At 64.4% G+C, this 19,646-nt stretch carries 9 protein-coding genes and 3 rRNA genes; 6 read left to right on the top strand and 6 right to left on the bottom strand.

The genetic code is table 11. From position 1 onward, the window contains the following. Positions 1-4: 4 nt before the first annotated feature. The 4 genes from rrf to KV397_RS01075 form a co-directional block, all read right to left on the bottom strand. A 5S ribosomal RNA gene (gene rrf, locus KV397_RS01090) occupies positions 5-121 on the bottom strand. A gap of 108 nt (positions 122-229) precedes the next feature. Continuing rightward, positions 230-3,334: ribosomal RNA gene (locus tag KV397_RS01085) — 23S ribosomal RNA — on the bottom strand. A 415-nt stretch (positions 3,335-3,749) separates the two neighbouring features. Continuing rightward, a 16S ribosomal RNA gene (locus tag KV397_RS01080) occupies positions 3,750-5,273 on the bottom strand. The 16S, 23S and 5S rRNA genes sit together here, the layout of an rRNA operon. A 574-nt stretch (positions 5,274-5,847) precedes the next feature. Continuing rightward, entirely contained in the window at positions 5,848-8,868 is a 3,021-nt protein-coding gene (locus KV397_RS01075) for an alpha-mannosidase (protein WP_261811957.1), read from the bottom strand. A gap of 160 nt (positions 8,869-9,028) precedes the next feature. Here KV397_RS01075 and KV397_RS01070 point away from each other — a divergent pair, with 160 nt between their 5' ends. Further along, positions 9,029-10,060: a LacI family DNA-binding transcriptional regulator gene (locus tag KV397_RS01070; RefSeq protein WP_131493592.1), complete on the top strand. Its 1,032-nt coding sequence runs from the start codon at positions 9,029-9,031 to the stop codon at positions 10,058-10,060. A 35-nt stretch (positions 10,061-10,095) separates the two neighbouring features. Here KV397_RS01070 and KV397_RS01065 read toward each other — a convergent pair whose 3' ends face one another. Continuing rightward, on the bottom strand, positions 10,096-11,406 hold the full coding sequence (locus KV397_RS01065; RefSeq protein ID WP_261811956.1) for a glycoside hydrolase 5 family protein: 1,311 nt from the start codon (positions 11,404-11,406) through the stop codon (positions 10,096-10,098). 176 nt (positions 11,407-11,582) lie between these two features. On the opposite strand from KV397_RS01065, the gene KV397_RS01060 reads away from it, so the two are divergent. From KV397_RS01060 to KV397_RS01045, 4 genes are read left to right on the top strand one after another with little or no spacing between them, the layout of a single operon-like run. Further along, complete coding sequence (locus tag KV397_RS01060; protein WP_261811955.1) at positions 11,583-12,884, top strand: ABC transporter substrate-binding protein; 1,302 nt, start codon at positions 11,583-11,585, stop codon at positions 12,882-12,884. A gap of 3 nt (positions 12,885-12,887) precedes the next feature. Further along, positions 12,888-13,814 (top strand): carbohydrate ABC transporter permease, encoded by a 927-nt coding sequence (locus tag KV397_RS01055; protein WP_131493597.1) that lies wholly within the window; start codon positions 12,888-12,890, stop codon positions 13,812-13,814. Next, positions 13,811-14,746 carry a carbohydrate ABC transporter permease gene (locus KV397_RS01050; RefSeq protein WP_131493599.1) on the top strand — a complete coding sequence of 312 codons (936 nt, stop codon included), beginning with the start codon at positions 13,811-13,813 and terminating at the stop codon, positions 14,744-14,746. Before KV397_RS01055 ends, KV397_RS01050 begins: the two co-directional genes overlap by 4 nt. After that, positions 14,743-17,943: a GH92 family glycosyl hydrolase gene (locus KV397_RS01045; RefSeq protein ID WP_261811954.1), complete on the top strand. Its 3,201-nt coding sequence runs from the start codon at positions 14,743-14,745 to the stop codon at positions 17,941-17,943. The genes KV397_RS01050 and KV397_RS01045 overlap by 4 nt, the downstream gene beginning before the upstream one ends. Here KV397_RS01045 and KV397_RS01040 read toward each other — a convergent pair whose 3' ends face one another. Beyond that, positions 17,944-19,077: an endo-beta-N-acetylglucosaminidase H gene (locus tag KV397_RS01040; protein ID WP_261811953.1), complete on the bottom strand. Its 1,134-nt coding sequence runs from the start codon at positions 19,075-19,077 to the stop codon at positions 17,944-17,946. It lies immediately after the preceding gene. A 301-nt stretch (positions 19,078-19,378) separates the two neighbouring features. Between KV397_RS01040 and KV397_RS01035 the strand changes: the two genes are divergently transcribed. Further along, entirely contained in the window at positions 19,379-19,624 is a 246-nt protein-coding gene (locus KV397_RS01035; protein WP_047524493.1) for a hypothetical protein, read from the top strand. The last annotated feature ends 22 nt before the right edge of the window (positions 19,625-19,646 follow it).

Raw genomic sequence — 19,646 nt, 5'->3', positions numbered from 1 at the left:
AGGAGTCCGGCGGTGTCCTACTCTCCCACAGGGTCCCCCCTGCAGTACCATCGGCGCTGTGAGGCTTAGCTTCCGGGTTCGGAATGTAACCGGGCGTTTCCCTCACGCTATGGCCGCCGAAACACTATTGATGTTTCAATCAAACACATAACAAAGTCATTGTTGTTATGCGGTTCTCGACCGTACATCGAGAACCACTCAGTGGACGCGTAGCACCAACAAACGGTGTGTTATCAAGTCATCGGCTTATTAGTACCAGTCAGCTGCATGCATTACTGCACTTCCACATCTGGCCTATCAACCCAGTAGTCTGGCTGGGAGCCTCTCACCCGAAGGTATGGAAATCTCATCTTGAGGCCGGCTTCCCGCTTAGATGCTTTCAGCGGTTATCCATCCCGAACGTAGCTAATCAGCGGTGCTCCTGGCGGAACAACTGACACACCAGAGGTTCGTCCAACCCGGTCCTCTCGTACTAGGGTCAGATCCTCTCAAATTTCCTACGCGCGCAGCGGATAGGGACCGAACTGTCTCACGACGTTCTAAACCCAGCTCGCGTACCGCTTTAATGGGCGAACAGCCCAACCCTTGGGACCTACTCCAGCCCCAGGATGCGACGAGCCGACATCGAGGTGCCAAACCATGCCGTCGATATGGACTCTTGGGCAAGATCAGCCTGTTATCCCCGAGGTACCTTTTATCCGTTGAGCGACAGCGCTTCCACAAGCCACTGCCGGATCACTAGTCCCGACTTTCGTCCCTGCTCGACCTGTCAGTCTCACAGTCAAGCTCCCTTGTGCACTTACACTCGACACCTGATTGCCAACCAGGTTGAGGGAACCTTTGGGCGCCTCCGTTACTTTTTGGGAGGCAACCGCCCCAGTTAAACTACCCACCAGGCACTGTCCCTGAACCGGATTACGGTTCGAAGTTAGATATCCAGAGTGACCAGAGTGGTATTTCAACAATGACTCCACACGAACTAGCGTCCATGCTTCAAAGTCTCCCACCTATCCTACACAAGCCACACCGAACACCAATACCAAGCTGTAGTAAAGGTCACGGGGTCTTTCCGTCCTGCTGCGCGTAACGAGCATCTTTACTCGTAATGCAATTTCGCCGAGTTCGCGGTTGAGACAGTTGGGAAGTCGTTACGCCATTCGTGCAGGTCGGAACTTACCCGACAAGGAATTTCGCTACCTTAGGATGGTTATAGTTACCACCGCCGTTTACTGGGGCTTAAATTCTCAGCTTCGCCTTACGGCTAACCGGTCCTCTTAACCTTCCAGCACCGGGCAGGCGTCAGTCCGTATACATCGTCTTGCGACTTGGCACGGACCTGTGTTTTTAGTAAACAGTCGCTACCCACTAGTCTCTGCGGCCTCCAAACGCTTTCGGGAGTAAATCCCTATACGCCGAAGGCCCCCCTTCTCCCGAAGTTACGGGGGCATTTTGCCGAGTTCCTTAACCACGATTCTCTCGATCTCCTTGGTATTCTCTACCTGACCACCTGAGTCGGTTTGGGGTACGGGCAGCTAGAACCTCGCGTCGATGCTTTTCTCGGCAGCATAGGATCACCCACTTTTTATCCGCATCGTGTCTCAGCTTCAATGAATCGCGGATTTGCCTACGACTCTGCCTACGCACTTGCACCAGGACAACCATCGCCTGGCTTGGGCTACCTTCCTGCGTCACACCTGTTAATACGCTAACCGCACCAGAATGGGGTCGTACGCTAGGCCCAGAGCGTCACCCCGAAGGGATCAGTCACTGGGATTCAGATACTTAGCACTACTGGATTAGCTTGGGCGGTTCTTCGCCGGTACGGGAATATCAACCCGTTGTCCATCGACTACGCCTGTCGGCCTCGCCTTAGGTCCCGACTTACCCAGGGAAGATTAGCTTGACCCTGGAACCCTTGGTCTTTCGGAGGACGTGTTTCTCACACGTCATTCGCTACTCATGCCTGCATTCTCACTCGTGTAGCCTCCACGGCTGGTTTACACCGCCGCTTCGCTGGCCACACGACGCTCTCCTACCCATCAACACGGCTGGACCACGAAGGCCTACCAATAATGTCAATGCCACAACTTCGGTGGCGTGCTTGAGCCCCGTTACATTGTCGGCGCGGAATCACTTGACCAGTGAGCTATTACGCACTCTTTCAAGGGTGGCTGCTTCTAAGCCAACCTCCTGGTTGTCACAGCAACTCCACATCCTTTCCCACTTAGCACGCGCTTTGGGACCTTAGTTGGTGGTCTGGGTTGTTTCCCTCTCGACTATGAAGCTTATCCCCCACAGTCTCACTGCTGCGCTCTCACTTACCGGCATTCGGAGTTTGGCTGACGTCAGTAACCTTGTAGGGCCCATCGGCCATCCAGTAGCTCTACCTCCGGCAAGAAACACGCAACGCTGCACCTAAATGCATTTCGGAGAGAACCAGCTATCACGAAGTTTGATTGGCCTTTCACCCCTATCCACAGCTCATCCCCTCAGTTTTCAACCTAAGTGGGTTCGGTCCTCCACACGCTCTTACACGTGCTTCAACCTGGCCATGGATAGATCACTTCGCTTCGGGTCTAGGACATGCGACTGAATCGCCCTATTCAGACTCGCTTTCGCTACGGCTACCCCACACGGGTTAACCTCGCCACATATCGCTAACTCGCAGGCTCATTCTTCAAAAGGCACGCTGTCACCCCTACTAAGGAGGCTCCAACGGTTTGTAAGCAAACGGTTTCAGGTACTATTTCACTCCCCTCCCGGGGTACTTTTCACCTTTCCCTCACGGTACTTGTCCGCTATCGGTCATCTGGGAGTATTTAGGCTTATCAGGTGGTCCTGACAGATTCACACGGGATTTCACGGGCCCCGTGCTACTTGGGATACTCTTCGCGCCAAGAGAAGCATTTCGACTACGGGGTTGGCACCCTCTATGACCGGCCTTTCAAGACCGTTCGTCTATACCTTCTTGTAACGCCGCCACCTCGGCAGAGATGACTGAAAAGTCCCACAACCCCCAACGTGCAACGCCTGCCGGCTATCACACACGCTAGGTTTAGCCTGATCCGGTTTCGCTCGCCACTACTAACGGAATCGCGGTTGCTTTCTCTTCCTGTGGGTACTGAGATGTTTCACTTCCCCACGTTCCCTCTACCCGCCCTATATATTCAGGCGGGAGTCACTAGGTCGGCACGCCGCCCAGCGGGGTTTCCCCATTCGGACACCCTCGGATCAAAACTTGCTTATCAGTTCCCCGAGGCTTATCGCAGATTGCTACGTCCTTCTTCGGCTCCAGATGCCAAGGCATCCACCGTTTGCTCTTAAAGACTTGAAATCACATGAGTTTGAATCAAAAACTCGACCCCATCCGAAAATGGAATCAGAAATTGACTAATGATCTTTAAGATCATCTTGTGCAACAACCCGAAGGCTGCTGCAAGATGCTCGCGTCCACTGTGTAGTTCTCAAAGTACGGGCGGTACCCCTCACCGCTTCCCCACCGGGGAAACAACGAAAGGCCCAGAGTAACCAAATGCTTCCAACCCGAAGGTCAAAGCGCATCCGGTCCCTCAGGACCCAACAGCGTGCAGGCACCGACCCCCTCACCCAGAACCTTCCAACCGCAAGCGGCGTACTCATTCCAAGATCAGATCTCGATGCCATGTCAAATGTTCCACCCATGAGCTCCCAGCGAGAAACGAACGTTCCCGAACTGGGTTCTGGACGCCGAAGCGTCAGATGCTCCTTAGAAAGGAGGTGATCCAGCCGCACCTTCCGGTACGGCTACCTTGTTACGACTTAGTCCTAATTACCGATCCCACCTTCGACGGCTCCCTCCACAAGGGTTAGGCCACCGGCTTCAGGTGTTACCGACTTTCATGACTTGACGGGCGGTGTGTACAAGACCCGGGAACGTATTCACCGCAGCGTTGCTGATCTGCGATTACTAGCGACTCCGACTTCATGAGGTCGAGTTGCAGACCTCAATCCGAACTGGGACCGGCTTTTTGGGATTCGCTCCACCTCACGGTATTGCAGCCCTTTGTACCGGCCATTGTAGCATGCGTGAAGCCCAAGACATAAGGGGCATGATGATTTGACGTCATCCCCACCTTCCTCCGAGTTGACCCCGGCAGTATCCCATGAGTTCCCACCATTACGTGCTGGCAACATAGAACGAGGGTTGCGCTCGTTGCGGGACTTAACCCAACATCTCACGACACGAGCTGACGACAACCATGCACCACCTGTTTACGAGTGTCCAAAGAGTTGACCATTTCTGGCCCGTTCTCGTATATGTCAAGCCTTGGTAAGGTTCTTCGCGTTGCATCGAATTAATCCGCATGCTCCGCCGCTTGTGCGGGTCCCCGTCAATTCCTTTGAGTTTTAGCCTTGCGGCCGTACTCCCCAGGCGGGGAACTTAATGCGTTAGCTGCGTCACGGAATCCGTGGAATGGACCCCACAACTAGTTCCCAACGTTTACGGGGTGGACTACCAGGGTATCTAAGCCTGTTTGCTCCCCACCCTTTCGCTCCTCAGCGTCAGTTACGGCCCAGAGATCTGCCTTCGCCATCGGTGTTCCTCCTGATATCTGCGCATTCCACCGCTACACCAGGAATTCCAATCTCCCCTACCGCACTCTAGTCTGCCCGTACCCACTGCAGGCCGGAGGTTGAGCCTCCGGATTTCACAGCAGACGCGACAAACCGCCTACGAGCTCTTTACGCCCAATAATTCCGGATAACGCTTGCGCCCTACGTATTACCGCGGCTGCTGGCACGTAGTTAGCCGGCGCTTTTTCTGCAGGTACCGTCACTTTCGCTTCTTCCCTGCTAAAAGAGGTTTACAACCCGAAGGCCGTCGTCCCTCACGCGGCGTTGCTGCATCAGGCTTGCGCCCATTGTGCAATATTCCCCACTGCTGCCTCCCGTAGGAGTCTGGGCCGTGTCTCAGTCCCAGTGTGGCCGGTCACCCTCTCAGGCCGGCTACCCGTCGACGCCTTGGTGAGCCATTACCTCACCAACAAGCTGATAGGCCGCGAGCCCATCCCCAACCGAAATTCTTTCCAGACGCAGACCATGCGATCACGTCACATATCCAGTATTAGACGCCGTTTCCAGCGCTTATCCCAGAGTCAGGGGCAGGTTGCTCACGTGTTACTCACCCGTTCGCCACTGATCCCACAGAGCAAGCTCCGTGTTCACCGTTCGACTTGCATGTGTTAAGCACGCCGCCAGCGTTCATCCTGAGCCAGGATCAAACTCTCCGTAAAAAAGAAATGCATACGAACACCGGGAAAACGATGAACGCAGCGAGTTTGATGCTGACCAAAGAGACAAATTCATTGCTGACTTCATCCATTGCCAGCCCCCGGAAGGGCTGGTCTTTGATCCAAAGGAATTCTCACCCAGCCGAAGCTAGACGAGGATAATTTGGCATTTGACAAGTGCACGCTGTTGAGTTCTCAAGGATCGGATGCTCCCACGACCCAGTCATCACAACCAGGCCCGCAGGGCAACTTCTCTATCTTACCGATCTCATCTCCGTTGTCAAGTCCGATTTTCTTCGGCCTGAGTGAGGGAACGAGTCAGCACCTTCATCCTGTTCACTCAGTGAGTGTCTGGGATTCGGGAGGTGTTAGCTGCTTGACGGGAGCCGGTCCGAGGACCTCCGCTCAACCGTTTGGGGCGAACAGGTAATAAGTTACGCGGATCCCGGGGATCGGGCAAATCAGGCTCAACCGCCGGGCGTGTCGTGCACGTCCCCGCGCCGCATGCGGGATCGAAACCGCTCCTCCGCACCGGTTTCCCGGCGCGTTTTCGATCCCGCACGCCGCGGATATCCACTCAGCGGGCGATGCGGAGCGTGCGCACCTCGAACGGACGCAGTCTCAGGTCGCCACCGGTACGCGCGTCCTCGATGTCGTCCTCGATCAGACTCACCTCGCGCACCCCGTGGTGCTCGAACCCGACCGTCAACTCGCCGGCCGTGCGTCGCCCGAGCGCCTCGTACACGCGCACGATCACGTCGCCCGATCCGTCGTCGGCGAGCTTGACCGCCGACACGACGATCCCCTCACCCCGGACCGACACCAGGGGTTCGACCTCGCGCGCACCCCGCACGACGGTGGGGAGCGCGTTGATCCGGATGCCCTCGGCCGTCGCGATCTCGGCGTCCGCCCCGATCACGAAACCGACCTCGATCTCGTGGTGGCCGTGGTCGGTGTCGGGGTCGGGGAACCGCGGGGCACGCAGCAGCGAGAGCCTCACCGTGGTCGTCACCGCATCATCCGACACCTCGCGGGATGTGTCGTAGCCGTAGATCGAGTCGTTCACGAGTGCGACGCCGAAGTCCTGCTCGCGCACCAGGACGAACCGGTGCATCGACGTCTCGAACTTCGCCGCCTCCCAGCTGGTGTTCGTGTGCGTCACCCGCGACTGGTAGCCGAACTGCGTCTCGGCCTCGGTGTGCGCCGCCTGGATGTCGAGCGGGAAGGCGAGCTTGAGCAGCTTCTCGGTCTCGTGCCAATCGATCTCGTTGCGCAGCAGCACGGTCCGCGAGCCGGGTGCGAGAAGGATCGTCTGCGTGATGGTCGACTCCGAGAACGGGCGCACGACCACGATCTTCGCCACGGTGCCGACCATGGTCGCCTCGATCGACGTGACGGCGGTGAGGTCGTCGACGCTGTTGCGGTAATAGCGATCGATGTCCCAGGCGTCCCACATGTTCGGGAAGTCCTGGTGGAGCTGGAACAGGTTCGCAGCCTTTCCCGCAGTGACCGCCTCGCGCCCCGATGCCTTGTCGACGGCGGAGACGATCAGACCGTCGGCGGACACGCGCACCGAGACGAGCTCGTTCTCCAGCCGCCAACCGTCGTCCTCCTGCGAGAGCGAGACGGCAGCGGGGGTCGCCTCGGGAAGGAACGCCGCGCCGAGAGCGTGCCCCTGTCCCCCCGCGCGCCCGACCGAGGTCGGCTCGAACCGCAGTTCGCGATCGCCCTCGCCCGCGAGCGAGCGTCGCGCGGCACCCGCGATGTCCTGCGCATCCGAGAGCACGTCCGTCAGCACGGCGACGGCCTCGCGGTGCACCCAGGCGATCGAGGTCCCCGGGAGGATGTCATGGAACTCGTGCAGGAGAACGGTCTGCCACAAGCGGTCGAACTCGGCCTGCGGGTAGGCGGCACCGGTGCGCACCGTATCCGTCGCCGCCCACAGCTCCGCCTCGATCAGCGCGTGCTCGGCCCAGCGGTGCAGTGCCTTGGTGGCGTGCTGGCTGGTGAGCGTCCCGCGGTGCAGCTCGAGGTACAGCTCCCCCACCCACACCGCCGGATGCGGCAGCTCGGCTCTCGCGGCATCGAAGAAGTCGTCCGGATGCTCCCACACCACCTGCGCGCTGCCCTCGAGGTCACGGAGGCGTTCAGCCTTGCCCGTCATCTCGCGGGTCGTCCCGCCACCGCCGTCGCCCCAGCCGACCGGGGCGATCGAGCGCGAGCTGACCCGGTTCTCCTTGAACTGCCGGGCGGCCTTCGCGACCTCCATGCCGCTCAACTGCGAGTTGTAGGTGTCCATCGACGGGAAGTGCGTGAACACCTGCGACCCGTCGATGCCCTCCCAGAGGAAGGAGTGGTGCGGGAAGACGTTCTGCTGGTTCCACGAGATCTTCTGCGTGAAGAACCACTCGAACCCGGCGCGGCGCATCAGCTGCGGCAGGGCGGGCGAGTACCCGAAGCTGTCCGGGAGCCACACGCCCTTGGACCGGATGCCGAACTCCCGCTCGAAGAACCGCTGCCCCTGCGAGAACTGCCGCACGAGCGACTCCCCCGTCGGCATCACGGTGTCGGACTCGACCCACATGCCACCCAGGGGCAGGAAGCGCCCTTCGGCGACCGCGGCCTTGACCCGCTCCCAGACCTCGGGGCGGTGCTCCTTGATCCAGGCGTACTGCTGTGCGCTGGACATGCCGTACCGGAATTCGGACTGCTCCTCCAGCAGAGCCGTCATCGACGAGGTGGTGCGTGCGACCTTGCGGATCGTCTCGCGCACGGGCCACAGCCACGCCGAATCGATGTGCGCGTGACCGACGGCCGAGATCCGGTGCGCACTCGCCTCGGCGGGTGCGGCCAGCACTTCGGCCAGGCGGGCACGGGCATCGGAGGCCGTGGCGACGATGTGCTGCAGGTCGAGGACGTCGAGCGCATCGTCCATGGCCTGCAGGATGCGCATGCGACGGGGCGAGGTTGCCGGCAGCTCCGCCTGCAGCTCGAAGAGCACCTCGAGGTCGAGCGCCAGGTCGAACACTTCCTGCTCGAACACCGCCAGATCCATCCGCCGGGCGCGGTAGAGCGGTTCCTTCGAGGATGTGAGGATGTCGCCCTCCTGCGTCGGGAGGAAGGGGTGGTAGTCCAGGAGCACCGGGTTGGAAGCCGCCTCGAGGTACAGCTCGACCGGCTCGTCGCCCGCTGCCGTCTCGACGATCGGGACCCACTGGTTTCGCGGGTTGATGCTCTTCACCGGGATCGGGTCGGACCCCGTGCCGCCCGGTCGGTAGGCGAGGGCCTCGCATTGGAAGCCCGTCATGTTCACGTCGAACCCGAGGTCGATCAGCGCCTCGACCTTGCGGCCGGCCCACTCGGACGGCACCCGCCCGGTGAGCTTGAACCACGTGGTTCCCCAGGCCGGTCCCCACGGGGCGCCCACGGAGCCGGCGGTGTAGTCGAGGGCGAGCCCTTCCGCCGGTGCGATCGGCTCCCCGGGCAGTTCGTGGATCTCGACCTGCAGCGGCACCGACGCCGAGTGGATCGACGGGCGGATGCGCTCCTCCAGCACACGCTTGACGCGGCCGACGGTGAGCGAGGTGTCGTCATGCATAGGGGATCTCCGACTCGACGGTGAGGGCAGGTTCGCGGGACGTCGCCGCGAACCCGTGTGATGAATGCTATCCGATTTACTAAAACGATCTAGTGGCGAGTCTAGAACACACCCGATCCGCCTTCCACCGGGCTAAACCGATCAAGTAGGGTGAGGGACTATGAGTCCGGCGAAGCGCGTCACGATCGCCGACATCGCGCGCATGGCCGGGGTCTCCCCCGGCGCCGTCTCCTTCGCCTTGAACGGGCGCCCCGGAGTGAGCGAGGAGACCCGGCAGCGGATCCTCGCCGTCGTCGAGGAGAACGGCTGGCAGCCGAGTTCGGCGGCACGCGCCCTCGTCGGCGCGCGGGCGAACACCGTCGGCTTCGCACTCGCGCGCCCCGCCCGTTCCCTCGGATCGGAGGCCTTCTTCACCGACCTCATCGCGGGCATCGAATCGCGCCTCTCCGAGAGCAAGGTCAGTCTGCAGCTGCGTCTGGTGGCGGACATCGCGGAGGAGATGGAGGTGCATCGGCAGTGGCGCTCGTCCAACCAGGTCGACGGTTTCATCTTCATCGACCCGCGCGACGACGATCCTCGGGCCGACCGCATCGCCGCTCTCGACGCCCGCGCCGTGATGATCGGGTCGAAGCCGTCTCCCGACGGGACGGTGCCCAGCGTGTGGATCGGCGACGACACGGTGGCGGAGACGCTCTACTCCTATCTCGCCGCGCTCGGGCACGTGCACATCGCCTACGTGGCAGGACCGGCGGAGCTCGAACACACCCGGCTGCGGGCCGAGGTCTTGGAACGCCTGTCGGCCGATGGCGTGGAGGGCGAGGTCATCACCACCGACTTCTCCCCCGCCCGCGCCTCCGCGGTGACGCGGGCGCTGCTCTCCGGACGGCGGCGGCCCACCGCGATCGTCTACGACAACGACGTGATGGCGGTCGCCGGTCTCCGCGTCGCACAGGAGATGGGACGCAGGGTTCCCCGCGACGTCTCGCTGGCCTCCTTCGACGACTCGGTCATCGCGGGGCTCATCAACCCGTCGATCACGGCGATGACGCGCGACACCTTCGAACTCGGCGAGCGCGCCGCCACCCTGCTGCTCCAGCAGATTGAAGCGGGCGCGAACCTGCCGAGCGTCGAAGGCCCGACTCCTGTGCTCACGGCGCGCGAGAGCACGGCCCCGCCCACGCGCACCGACTGAACGTCAGGCGTCCTGAACGTCAGGCGTCTTGAACGTCAGGCGTCGACCACGGTGTTGACCGACCCGTAGGGATCGACCGCGCCCGCCCGCAGATCGGGGCGGATGAGCCGGCGGATGCCACGGGCCTCCCGCACGGCGGGATCGAGCGCGTCACGCGACGTGATCACGGCCGGGTCGAGCCCCGCGGCGCAGGCGTCGACCCAGGCCTGGAACACGGGACCACCCGGGCTCAGCGCCGCCCGGCTCACGGGCACCTCGCGCTCGTCGACCTCCACCACGATCGCCGTCTCCCGCGCCGGTGCCGCGACGCGCTGCCGCAGCTCGGGGATCACCTCGGCGAAGCGTCGGCCGAGGGGCTTCGCCGCACCGTTCTGATCGATCAGGCCGAGGGTGTACTCGAGTTCGGGGAAGTCGCCCAGGTCGCGACTGACGTCGTGCGAACACCACCACGTGACGCCCCAGAGGTTGTCGGTGCGCAGCGCGGAGCGCACGGTCGCCTCCAGGAAGTCCGGCATCTCGTCCTCCGTCAGGCAGTTCGACGGGGCGCCGACCTCCTGCAACCACACCACCCTGTCCGGATCGGTGGCGAACGCGCGGGAGAGCTCGATCAGGTACTCGGCGTGCCGGTCGGAGGCGATCGATCGTCCTCCGTAGCGCTGGGCGGTGCCGTTGAAGATCCAGGAGTGGATCGTGGTCATGGCGCCCAAGCGTGACGCGTGGGCCGGCGTGAAGCCGTGGCCGTCCATGTACCAGACGGCGTCGTACTCGCTGTGGACGTGCGGGAAGCCGGGCGCTGCGGCGTCGGCTGCCGACAGCAGGGCGGAGAGCCAGCCGCCCGCCTCGTCCGGCGTCACCGGCCAGGGCGACGGATGGGTGTGCGCGGAGAACTGGTTCGTCTCGTTCCCGAGGGTGAGCCCGAGGAAGTTGGGGGCATCGCGCAGCGCCCGGCCGAGCCTGTCGACGAGCGCGACCTGACCCTCGAGCGCTCGGGGATCGGTGAACATGTTCTTGTCGTGCCACGTGTACAGCCACGACGGCACGAAGTCGAAGCTCGACAGATGGCCCTGGACCACGTCGATGCTCGCATCCATCCCGAACTCGCCCGCGATGTCGACCACCGCACGCACGTCGTCGACCGCCTTCTCGCGGATGAGGGTGCGATTCGGCTGCAGCACGGTCCACAGCGGGAAGACCCGGACGTGATCGAGCCCGAGCTCCGCGAGAGCCGCGAAGTCGCGACGCACATCGTCCGGGGTGAAGTCGAGCCAGGAGTGCATCCAGTTCTTCGACGGCGTGTAGTTCGCCCCGAATCTCAGGGGAGCATCGAGGGCGCCGCGCTGCGTCATGTAGGACCTTTCGGACAAGCCCCGAGGGGGACGGATCTGCACCACTATAACGCTTGAGCGCCGACGATCGCACACACTTCTTGACAGAAGGAGAATCGGATGGTTTCATCTGCTAAAGCGTTGTAGTCCATCGACCGGACACCACGCGGAATCGCCCGCCTCGAGGAAGAAGCACGATGAAATCTCCCACACGCATTGTCGCTCTGGCAGCCTTCAGCATCGGCGTTCTGGCGCTGACCAGTTGCACGGGAGGCGGAGGGGCATCCGGCGCCTCGGGCCCCATCGACACGTCGGGCGAGCTGAGCGGCACGATCCAGTTCCAGACGTGGTCGCTCAAGAACGAGAAGTTCACCCCGTACTTCGAGGATCTGATCGATGCGTTCGAGAAGGAGCACCCGGACGTCACCGTCGAGTGGCTCGACCAGCCGGGAGACGGCTACCAGGAGAAGATCCTGAGCCAGGCGAACGCCGACACGCTCCCGGACGTGCTGAACCTGCCGCCGGACATCGCGTATCCGCTGGTCGCTGCGGGCAAGCTCGTCGACCTCCAGACCGCCGATCCCGAGCTGGAGTCCGCCTACAACGCCGGCGCGTGGGAGGCGTACAGCGCGTACCCGGGCATCGACGGCACCTACGGCCTGCCCTGGTACCTCTCCAGCGACGCCTCGTGGTGGAACCTCGCGCAGCTCGCCCCGTACGGCGTCACGGAGGACAACCTCCCGACCACGGTCGACGAGCTCCTCACCCTCGCCGAGGAGGTGGCCACGGAATCCGGCGGCAAGGTCCAGCTCCTGTCCTCCATCCCCGCGCTCGACACCTTCACGGCGGCGGGCATGGAGGTCATCAACGCCGACGGCGAGTTCGACTTCAACACCGACGAAGCCGCCGCGATCATCCAGAAGTACGCCGACGCCTACGCAGCCGGAGCCATGCCCGCCGAGGCCCTGACCGGCGACTACGGCGGAAACGCCGAAGCCTACATCCAGGAGAAGGTGGCCTTCACGACGGGCGGCACCGGCTTCACGACCGACCTGCAGAAGGATGCACCCGCACTGCTCGAGAACACGGTGGCGACCCCTCGCCTCGGGGTCGCACCCCTCTATGTGCAGGGTCTCAACGTCTCGGCCGACTCCGACAACAAGGAGGCCGCACTCGCGTTCGCCGAGTTCGCGACGAACCAGGAGAACCAGGTGGCCTTCTCGTCGCTCGCCGTCGGCACGGCTCCCGGCACCGCGAACGGCGGGGATGAGGTCGTCGAGAACATCGCGTCCTCCGTCACCGACGAGAAGCAGCTCGCGGCGATCGACACCGTGTTCGGCGCGATGAAGGATGCGAAGGCCCTGCCGTTCCAGTGGACCTCCGACATGGCGACCTACATGACCCAGCAGATCGCCCTCGCCGTCAACGGTGAAGCGGACGCCAAGGCCCAGCTCGACAAGATCGTCGAGTACGCCAACGCCAACCGCGTGGACCAGTAAGCCATGCGCGCGAACACCGGCATCCGCGACCGCGGATCGTCGATGAGATCCCACCGATGGTTCACTCCGTGGCTGCTGCTGGGCCCCGCCGTCGCCTGGGTGCTGGTGTTCGCGCTCTGGCCGTTCCTCAACACGGTCTTCCTCAGCTTCACCGACGCCCGGCCGCTGCGGACGCCCGAGTTCGTGGGGGGAGCGAACTACGAGCGCATGTTCGGCGACGAGATGTTCTGGAATGCGCTGACCACGTGCCTCATCTACGTGGTCGTGTGCGTGCCCCTGCTCACGATCCTCCCCCTCCTGCTCGCCCTGCTGGTGCAGAAGAAGCTCCCGGGCATCTCGTTCTTCCGCACCACGTTCTACTTCCCCGTGATCGCCTCGGTGGTCGTGGTCGCCCTCATCTGGACCTGGCTCTTCGACAGCCGCGGCATCATCAACCAGACGCTGGAGTTCCTCGGTCTGATCGACAAGCCGATGGCCTTCCTCGTCGATCGCTGGCTGCTGCTGGGCTGCGCGATCCTGCTCACGGTCTGGAAGGGCTTGGGCTACTACATGGTCGTGTACCTCGCCGCGCTCGGGAACGTCGGCAAGGAGCTGCACGAGGCCGCGATGCTCGACGGCGCCGGGGCCTTCCGCCGCTTCCTCTCAGTCACGATCCCGTCGGTGCGAGGAGCCATGCTCCTCATCGCGGTGCTCATCGCCGTGTCCGCGATGCGCGTCTTCGCCGAACTCGACGTGCTGTCAAAGAGCACCGGAGGGCCCGGCGGGTACGACATGTCGCTCGTGATGCTCATCCGCCAGGTGGGGTCCGGCCTGAACGGGAACATCGGCTACGCCTCCGCGATCAGCGTGGCGCTGTTCCTGCTCACCCTCGTGCCCCTCGCCGCGATCGCCGTCATGAACCGTGAGAAGAAGGCGAAGGTCTCCGCATGAGCACCCTCACCCCGCAGCGCCCGGCCGACGACACCCGGTCCACCGACGGCCCTGTGTCGCCCACGCGCGAGCGCATCTTCCGCCGTCGCGGCTCCGGAGACTTCAGCACACCCAGCCTCGGCGGACTGATCGGGCGCTATGCGCTGCTGCTGTTCGTCCTGTTCCTCGTGATCGGGCCGTTCGTCTGGCAGCTGTCCACCTCTTTCAAGGGCCCTCAGGAGAACATCTACTCCTTCCCGCCCGAGCTCATCCCCCGCGAACCCACGCTGCAGAACTACAGCAAGGTCGCCGACATCGTCCCGGTCTACCTCTACGCCTGGCACTCGCTGCTCGTCTCGGTCGGGACCGTCGTGAGCAACGTCGTGCTGTCGACGTTCGCCGGATACGCGCTGGGATGCATGAGATTCCGGGGCAAGTGGATCGTGATGGGGATCCTCCTGTCCACTCTGCTCTTCCCCGGCGAGGTGACGGTGACCAGCAACTTCCTCACCATCCGCGCACTGGGACTCGCGGACACCCTCTGGGGCGTCTTCCTCCCCGGAGCGATCAGCGCGATGAACGTGCTCCTGATCGCCACCGCGTGCCGCATGATCCCGAAGGACGTGCTGGACGCCGCGACGGTCGACGGGGCCACCACGTGGCAGCGCATCCGCCACATCGTCTGGCCGAACATCCGCGGCATGGTCTCCGTGGTCGCGATCTTCGCCTTCATCGGTGCCTGGGACGACTACCTGTGGCCGCTCATCGTCCTGTCCGATCCCTCGAAGTACACACTGACGGTGGGCATGGCCTACCTCAACAGCAGCTTCTCCGTGGATCCGCGCCTCATCGCGGCCGGCACCATGATCGCCCTCGTGCCGATCGTGATCATGTTCTCCTTCACGCAGCGGTTCTTCTTCAAGGGCGTGCAGGAGGGCGCGATCAAGGGGTGAACGCCGTGCAGCTCCTCCCGGCGGACGGGCCGGCCGATCCCCCGTCCTCCCGACCGCGCTCGGGAGTGCTCCCGGGTGCGGTGTTCGCCTTCGCCTTCGACCCGACCGGCGGGGTGCAGCGGATCGATGCCCCGGGTCTCGCCGACATCGAGATCACACCCCACACGGTGCTGCACTGGACCTTCTACGCCGACGGCCCGGCAGCGACCCTGGCGCCGCACGCCGCCCTCGCGGTCTCGGCCGACGTGCGCTTCGACGACGGATCACGGCTGAGCGACGACTCCGCGGTCCGCGACCGCTACGACTTCCCGATCACCGCCGATGCCCAGTTCGCCGCGCGCTGGAGCATGCCGGAGCAGTGGAATGCGAACACCGTCTCGCTCGCTCCCCGCACCGGAGGACGCGGCACGGTCGAACTCGTGCTCGGCGCCGACGCGCTGTCCGACGAGGCGGATGCCGGAGGCGTCACCGGCTTCGTGCAGGTCCTGGCCGAGGAGCGGATCGCGCCGGGCGATCTCACCCCCACCCCCGTCGAACGCGTCGACACCCGACGCGGCACGCATGCGGGACCGCGCTTCTCGCGGGGCAACACCATCCCCGCCGTGGCTCTCCCGCACGGGTTCACCTTCGTCACGCCGGCCACCGACGCAGCCGACTCCCGGTGGCCGTACCGGCCCTTCGTGCACGACGACGCGCAGGGACGCCGACTCGAAGCCCTCCAGTTCTCCCACCAGCCGAGTCCCTGGATCGGTGATCGCTCGGTGCTGCAGCTGATGCCCTATCTGGCAGATCCTGTGTCGAGCCGCGAGCGACGCCGGCGCTGGATCGTCCCGGGGTCCGAACGCGCGCGTCCGCACGAGTACGCGGCGGACCTCGGCGATGGTCTGACCGTCGAGATGACCGCGACGATGCACGCTGCCGCCTTCCGGGTGCGGTGCGCGGACCCCGACGCCCCGATCGGCTTCGTCATCGATCAGCTCACCGGTGAAGGCCAGCTCGCCTGGACCGGCGCAGACGGGTTCGAGGGATGGATCCCGGAGGGCTCGGCGGACTGGGGCAACGCTCCCCGGTGCTTCTTCGCCGGCACCGCCCTGCGCCGCACGGACGACGGCGTGATCGAGCGCGGACCGCTCGACGACGACGGACGCGGTCGGGTCGCCGGGTATGTGGGCGGACGCGGATCGCTCGAACTACGGATCGGGATCTCCTTCCTCTCCGTCGCCCAGGCCAGGCATGCCCTGGAGACCGAGGCGCCCCCGACCCGTCCCTTCGAGGAGTTGCGCGCCGAGGGCGCCGCGATCTGGAATCGCCTGCTGGGCCGGGTGTCGATCCCCCCGCTGCCGGCGGAGGAGATCCCCTACCGCGGTCTCGCCGATGAGGAACACCGCGCCCGGATCGCCGCAGCACTGCATCGGATGCACCTGTACCCCAACAGCGCCGGGGAGAACCTCGGGACCGCGGCGGAGCCGCGCCGGCGATTCGCGGATGTCTTCTCCGACTCCGTCGACACGGTCGCCGACGGAGAACTCGTCGTGAACAACGGCTACTGGGACACCTACCGCACCGAGTGGCCGGCACTCGCCCTGCTCGATCCCGCATCGACCGGCAGGCTCCTCGACGGCCAGCTCGAACAGTATCGACGCGGAGGATGGATGGCGCGGTGGAGCGCGCCCGGTTACGTGGACAGCATGGTCGGCACGTCCAGCGACCAGATCTTCGCCGATGCCGCGCGCTGGGGTGTGAGCTTCGACCGTGAGACCGCGTTCGACAGCGGATGGCGCAACGCGTGCGAGCCGGGTCCGGATGCGCGACGGGGACGCAAGGGCATCGAACGCGGCCGATTCACCGGCTACATCTCGTCGGAGACGCCCGAGGGCATGAGCTGGAGCATCGAGAACGCACTCAGCGATGCCGCCCTCGGCCGGTTCGCCCTGCAGCTCGCCGCCGGCGCCGGACCGGCCGAGGAAGCCGCTCGCTACCGTTGCTTCGCACGCTACTTCGCCAACCGCTCCCGGTCGTATCGACAGCTCTTCGACGACGGCACCGGGTTCTTCCGCGGGCGGGATTCGCGCGGGGCGTTCGCTCCGGAGTTCGACCCGCGGGCCTGGGGCGGGGACAACGTCGAGACGAATGCCTGGGGGATGTCGGTGGGGGCGGTGCACGACGGAGCCGGGCTCGCCGCCCTCCACGGCGGACCTGTCGGGCTCGGCCGTCACCTCGATGCCCTGTTCGCCGAACCCGAGACCGCGGACGAACGGTTCGCCGGCGCATACGGCACCGTGATCCATGAGCAACGGGAGGCCAGGGCCCTGCGCTCCGGGATGTGCGCGCTCTCCAACCAGCCGGCACACCACATCCCGTTCATGTACGCGTTCAGCGACCGTCCGTGGCAGTCGGCTCCGCTCGTCCATGAGTTCGCGGGGCGGCTGTTCGCCGGGGCCCACATCGGTCAGGGCTTCCCGGGCGACGAGGACAACGGGGAGATGAGCGCCTGGTGGCTGTGGGGCGCACTCGGGCTGTACCCGCTGGAGCTCGCATCGGGCCACCTGCGGATCGGCTCGCCGCTCTACGACGACATCCGGGTGGATCGGGGGGACGGCTCCTCCCTCCGGATCCGCTCCCGGCGACGGTCCGCCGGGGCCCACATCCTGCAGGAGGCGTCTCTCGACGACGTGCCCCTCGCCTCCGCCGACCTCCCGATCGATGCGCTCGTGGGGGATGCCGTCCTCGACCTCACGTTCGGGGACGACCCGGCGTCCGCGCTCGAGATGTCCGGGCGCTCTCCCGTCCTCCCTGCGGTCCCATGGTGCGCCGATCTGACCGCGACCGAGGGCGAGGTGATCGCCTCGGCTCTCGTCGCCCACCCCGAGCGGGTGTTCGACGACGGGGCCCCCTCGGGTCGTCCGGGCGTCGTCCTGCGCCCCGGCGACTGGGTGGGGTGGCGGTTCCCCGAGGCTCGCGGGGTCAGCGACGTCACGGTGACGACGACCGGCTCCGCCTCCTCGGCCGCGCTGCACTGGGAGGTCCTCGGCCCGGATGGGCACTGGCGGCCCCTGGCGCTGACGCATCGGGAAGAACTGCGGGCCGACCGCACGACGCCGTTCACCCTGGTCGAGCGGACCGTGACCCCGGCGCTCCGCGTGCGTGCGGAGTCCGAGGTCACGATCCGTCAGATCGAGCTCTTCGACCTCGTGTGATCACCCGGTGAGGGTGAAGAGCACCTCGGTGCGGTTTCCCGACGCATCGAACACCTCGAGCACGTTGGTTCCGGCCACCGCACCGAAGACACCCGGCTTCACGAAGTTCAGGTCGCTCCAGGCGTTGTCGGTCAGGTCCTTCGGCACACCGTTGACCGACAGCCTGTCGACGTTGCCGGCGTCGTACAGCTTGAAGCTGACTTTCGAGTACGCGTCGGGAGATCCCGTCGTGAACGCCTCCCCCGGCTTCACGGTCACGGTCGGAGCCGTGCGATCCCGCGGAACGGCGCGATACTCGGTCCGCTCCCCCTTGAGCTCCTGCGTGATCCCCGAGAGGTACGCCGACTGATCCGTCGCGGTGAGGTTGTACGCCACGTAGACCCCGTATCCGTCGGCGACCGTGCGGCGGGCGAAGTCCGCGGCGGTCGCCGCGTTCGTGTTCGCCAGGTCGATCGCAGCGGCACCGAGGCGGGTGCGATCTTCGAGCCCGGGCACCGTGGGGGCGTCGTACGTCGGGTAGTAGGGGTTCCAGGCGTAGTCGATCACGCCGTCGACGTCGAACGCATCGAAGTCGGTGGTGGTGTAGGACGGGCCGATCGCGTAGAGGCTGATGATCTTGTCCGATCCCAGGCGCTCGCGCAGCGCGGTCGCCAGCCAGCCGAACGACTGCGCGTTGGGCTGCGGGGTGCCGTTCGCGCCGTAGTTCGTCCACTCGTCGTCGAAGTCGATCCCATCGAGGCCGTAGGTCGTCACCGCATCGGCCAGCTCTGCGGCGAAGGCGTCCGCCGCGGCGAACGAGGTGAAGTTCGCGAAACCCGCACCCTGGTGGTTGCCGAGCACGGAGAGCAGCACCTTCGTGCCCTGTGCCTGCAGCGGACGGATCTGGTTCTCTGCGTCCTGGAGCGTCTCGGTGACCCGATCATTCAGGTGCAGATACGCCTTCTCTCCGTCGTAGTTGATGTTGGCGGCGAAGATCATCGCGAGGTCGACGGCGGCGCGCCCGGAATCCGCGAGCGTGTAATCGGCGACGTTGGCTAAATCGTTCGAGTTCACCTCGACATAGACGGCGAGCTGGGGATCCGCCTCCGCCCCCACGGCGGCGGTCGCGGGTGAGGCGGTCGCGACGAAGGACATCGCGATCACCGCACTCGCAGCGACAGTGAATCCCTGTCGTAGACGGTGAAGCTTCCTGGAATGTGGCCGACTCATGGCAGATCGTCTCCCTCTTCATCGAAATCGAGATCAGGCCGCATCAGAGCGACCTGCCGCCGACTATATCGATTAAGTAGAAGCCCGTACAGACCGGACGGAGGACGACACCTGTCTGTTCCTGCACCCGGTCAGCGATCCGTGGGTTGTGCACGTGCGCCGGGTTCTCCACGCGCCGGAACCGGAATACCGTGACATCGTGACCTTCCGGAACGACACTGGAGGCATGCGCTTGAACGACCCGCAGGTATGGACGCTGATCGGAGTGTTCGCCGCCGTCATGCTCGGCGGGATGACGCTCATGACCACGCAGCTCAGTCGCATCATCCGCGCCGAGACCGATCGCATCCACGGCACGCTCTCCGCGCGCATCGACGCGGTCGTCGACCGCCTCGACCGCATCGAGGCGAAGGTCGACGACCTCGACAAGGAGCTCACGAACCTCGCCGTGCGGTTCTGGCGCTCGCAGTGACCCCTTCAGGCTTCCCGTGTTC

This window comes from Microbacterium aurugineum (assembly GCF_023101205.1).
GTDB classification, from domain to species: Bacteria; Actinomycetota; Actinomycetes; order Actinomycetales; family Microbacteriaceae; genus Microbacterium; species Microbacterium aurugineum.
This window is presented reverse-complemented; position numbering and strand designations above follow the sequence as displayed.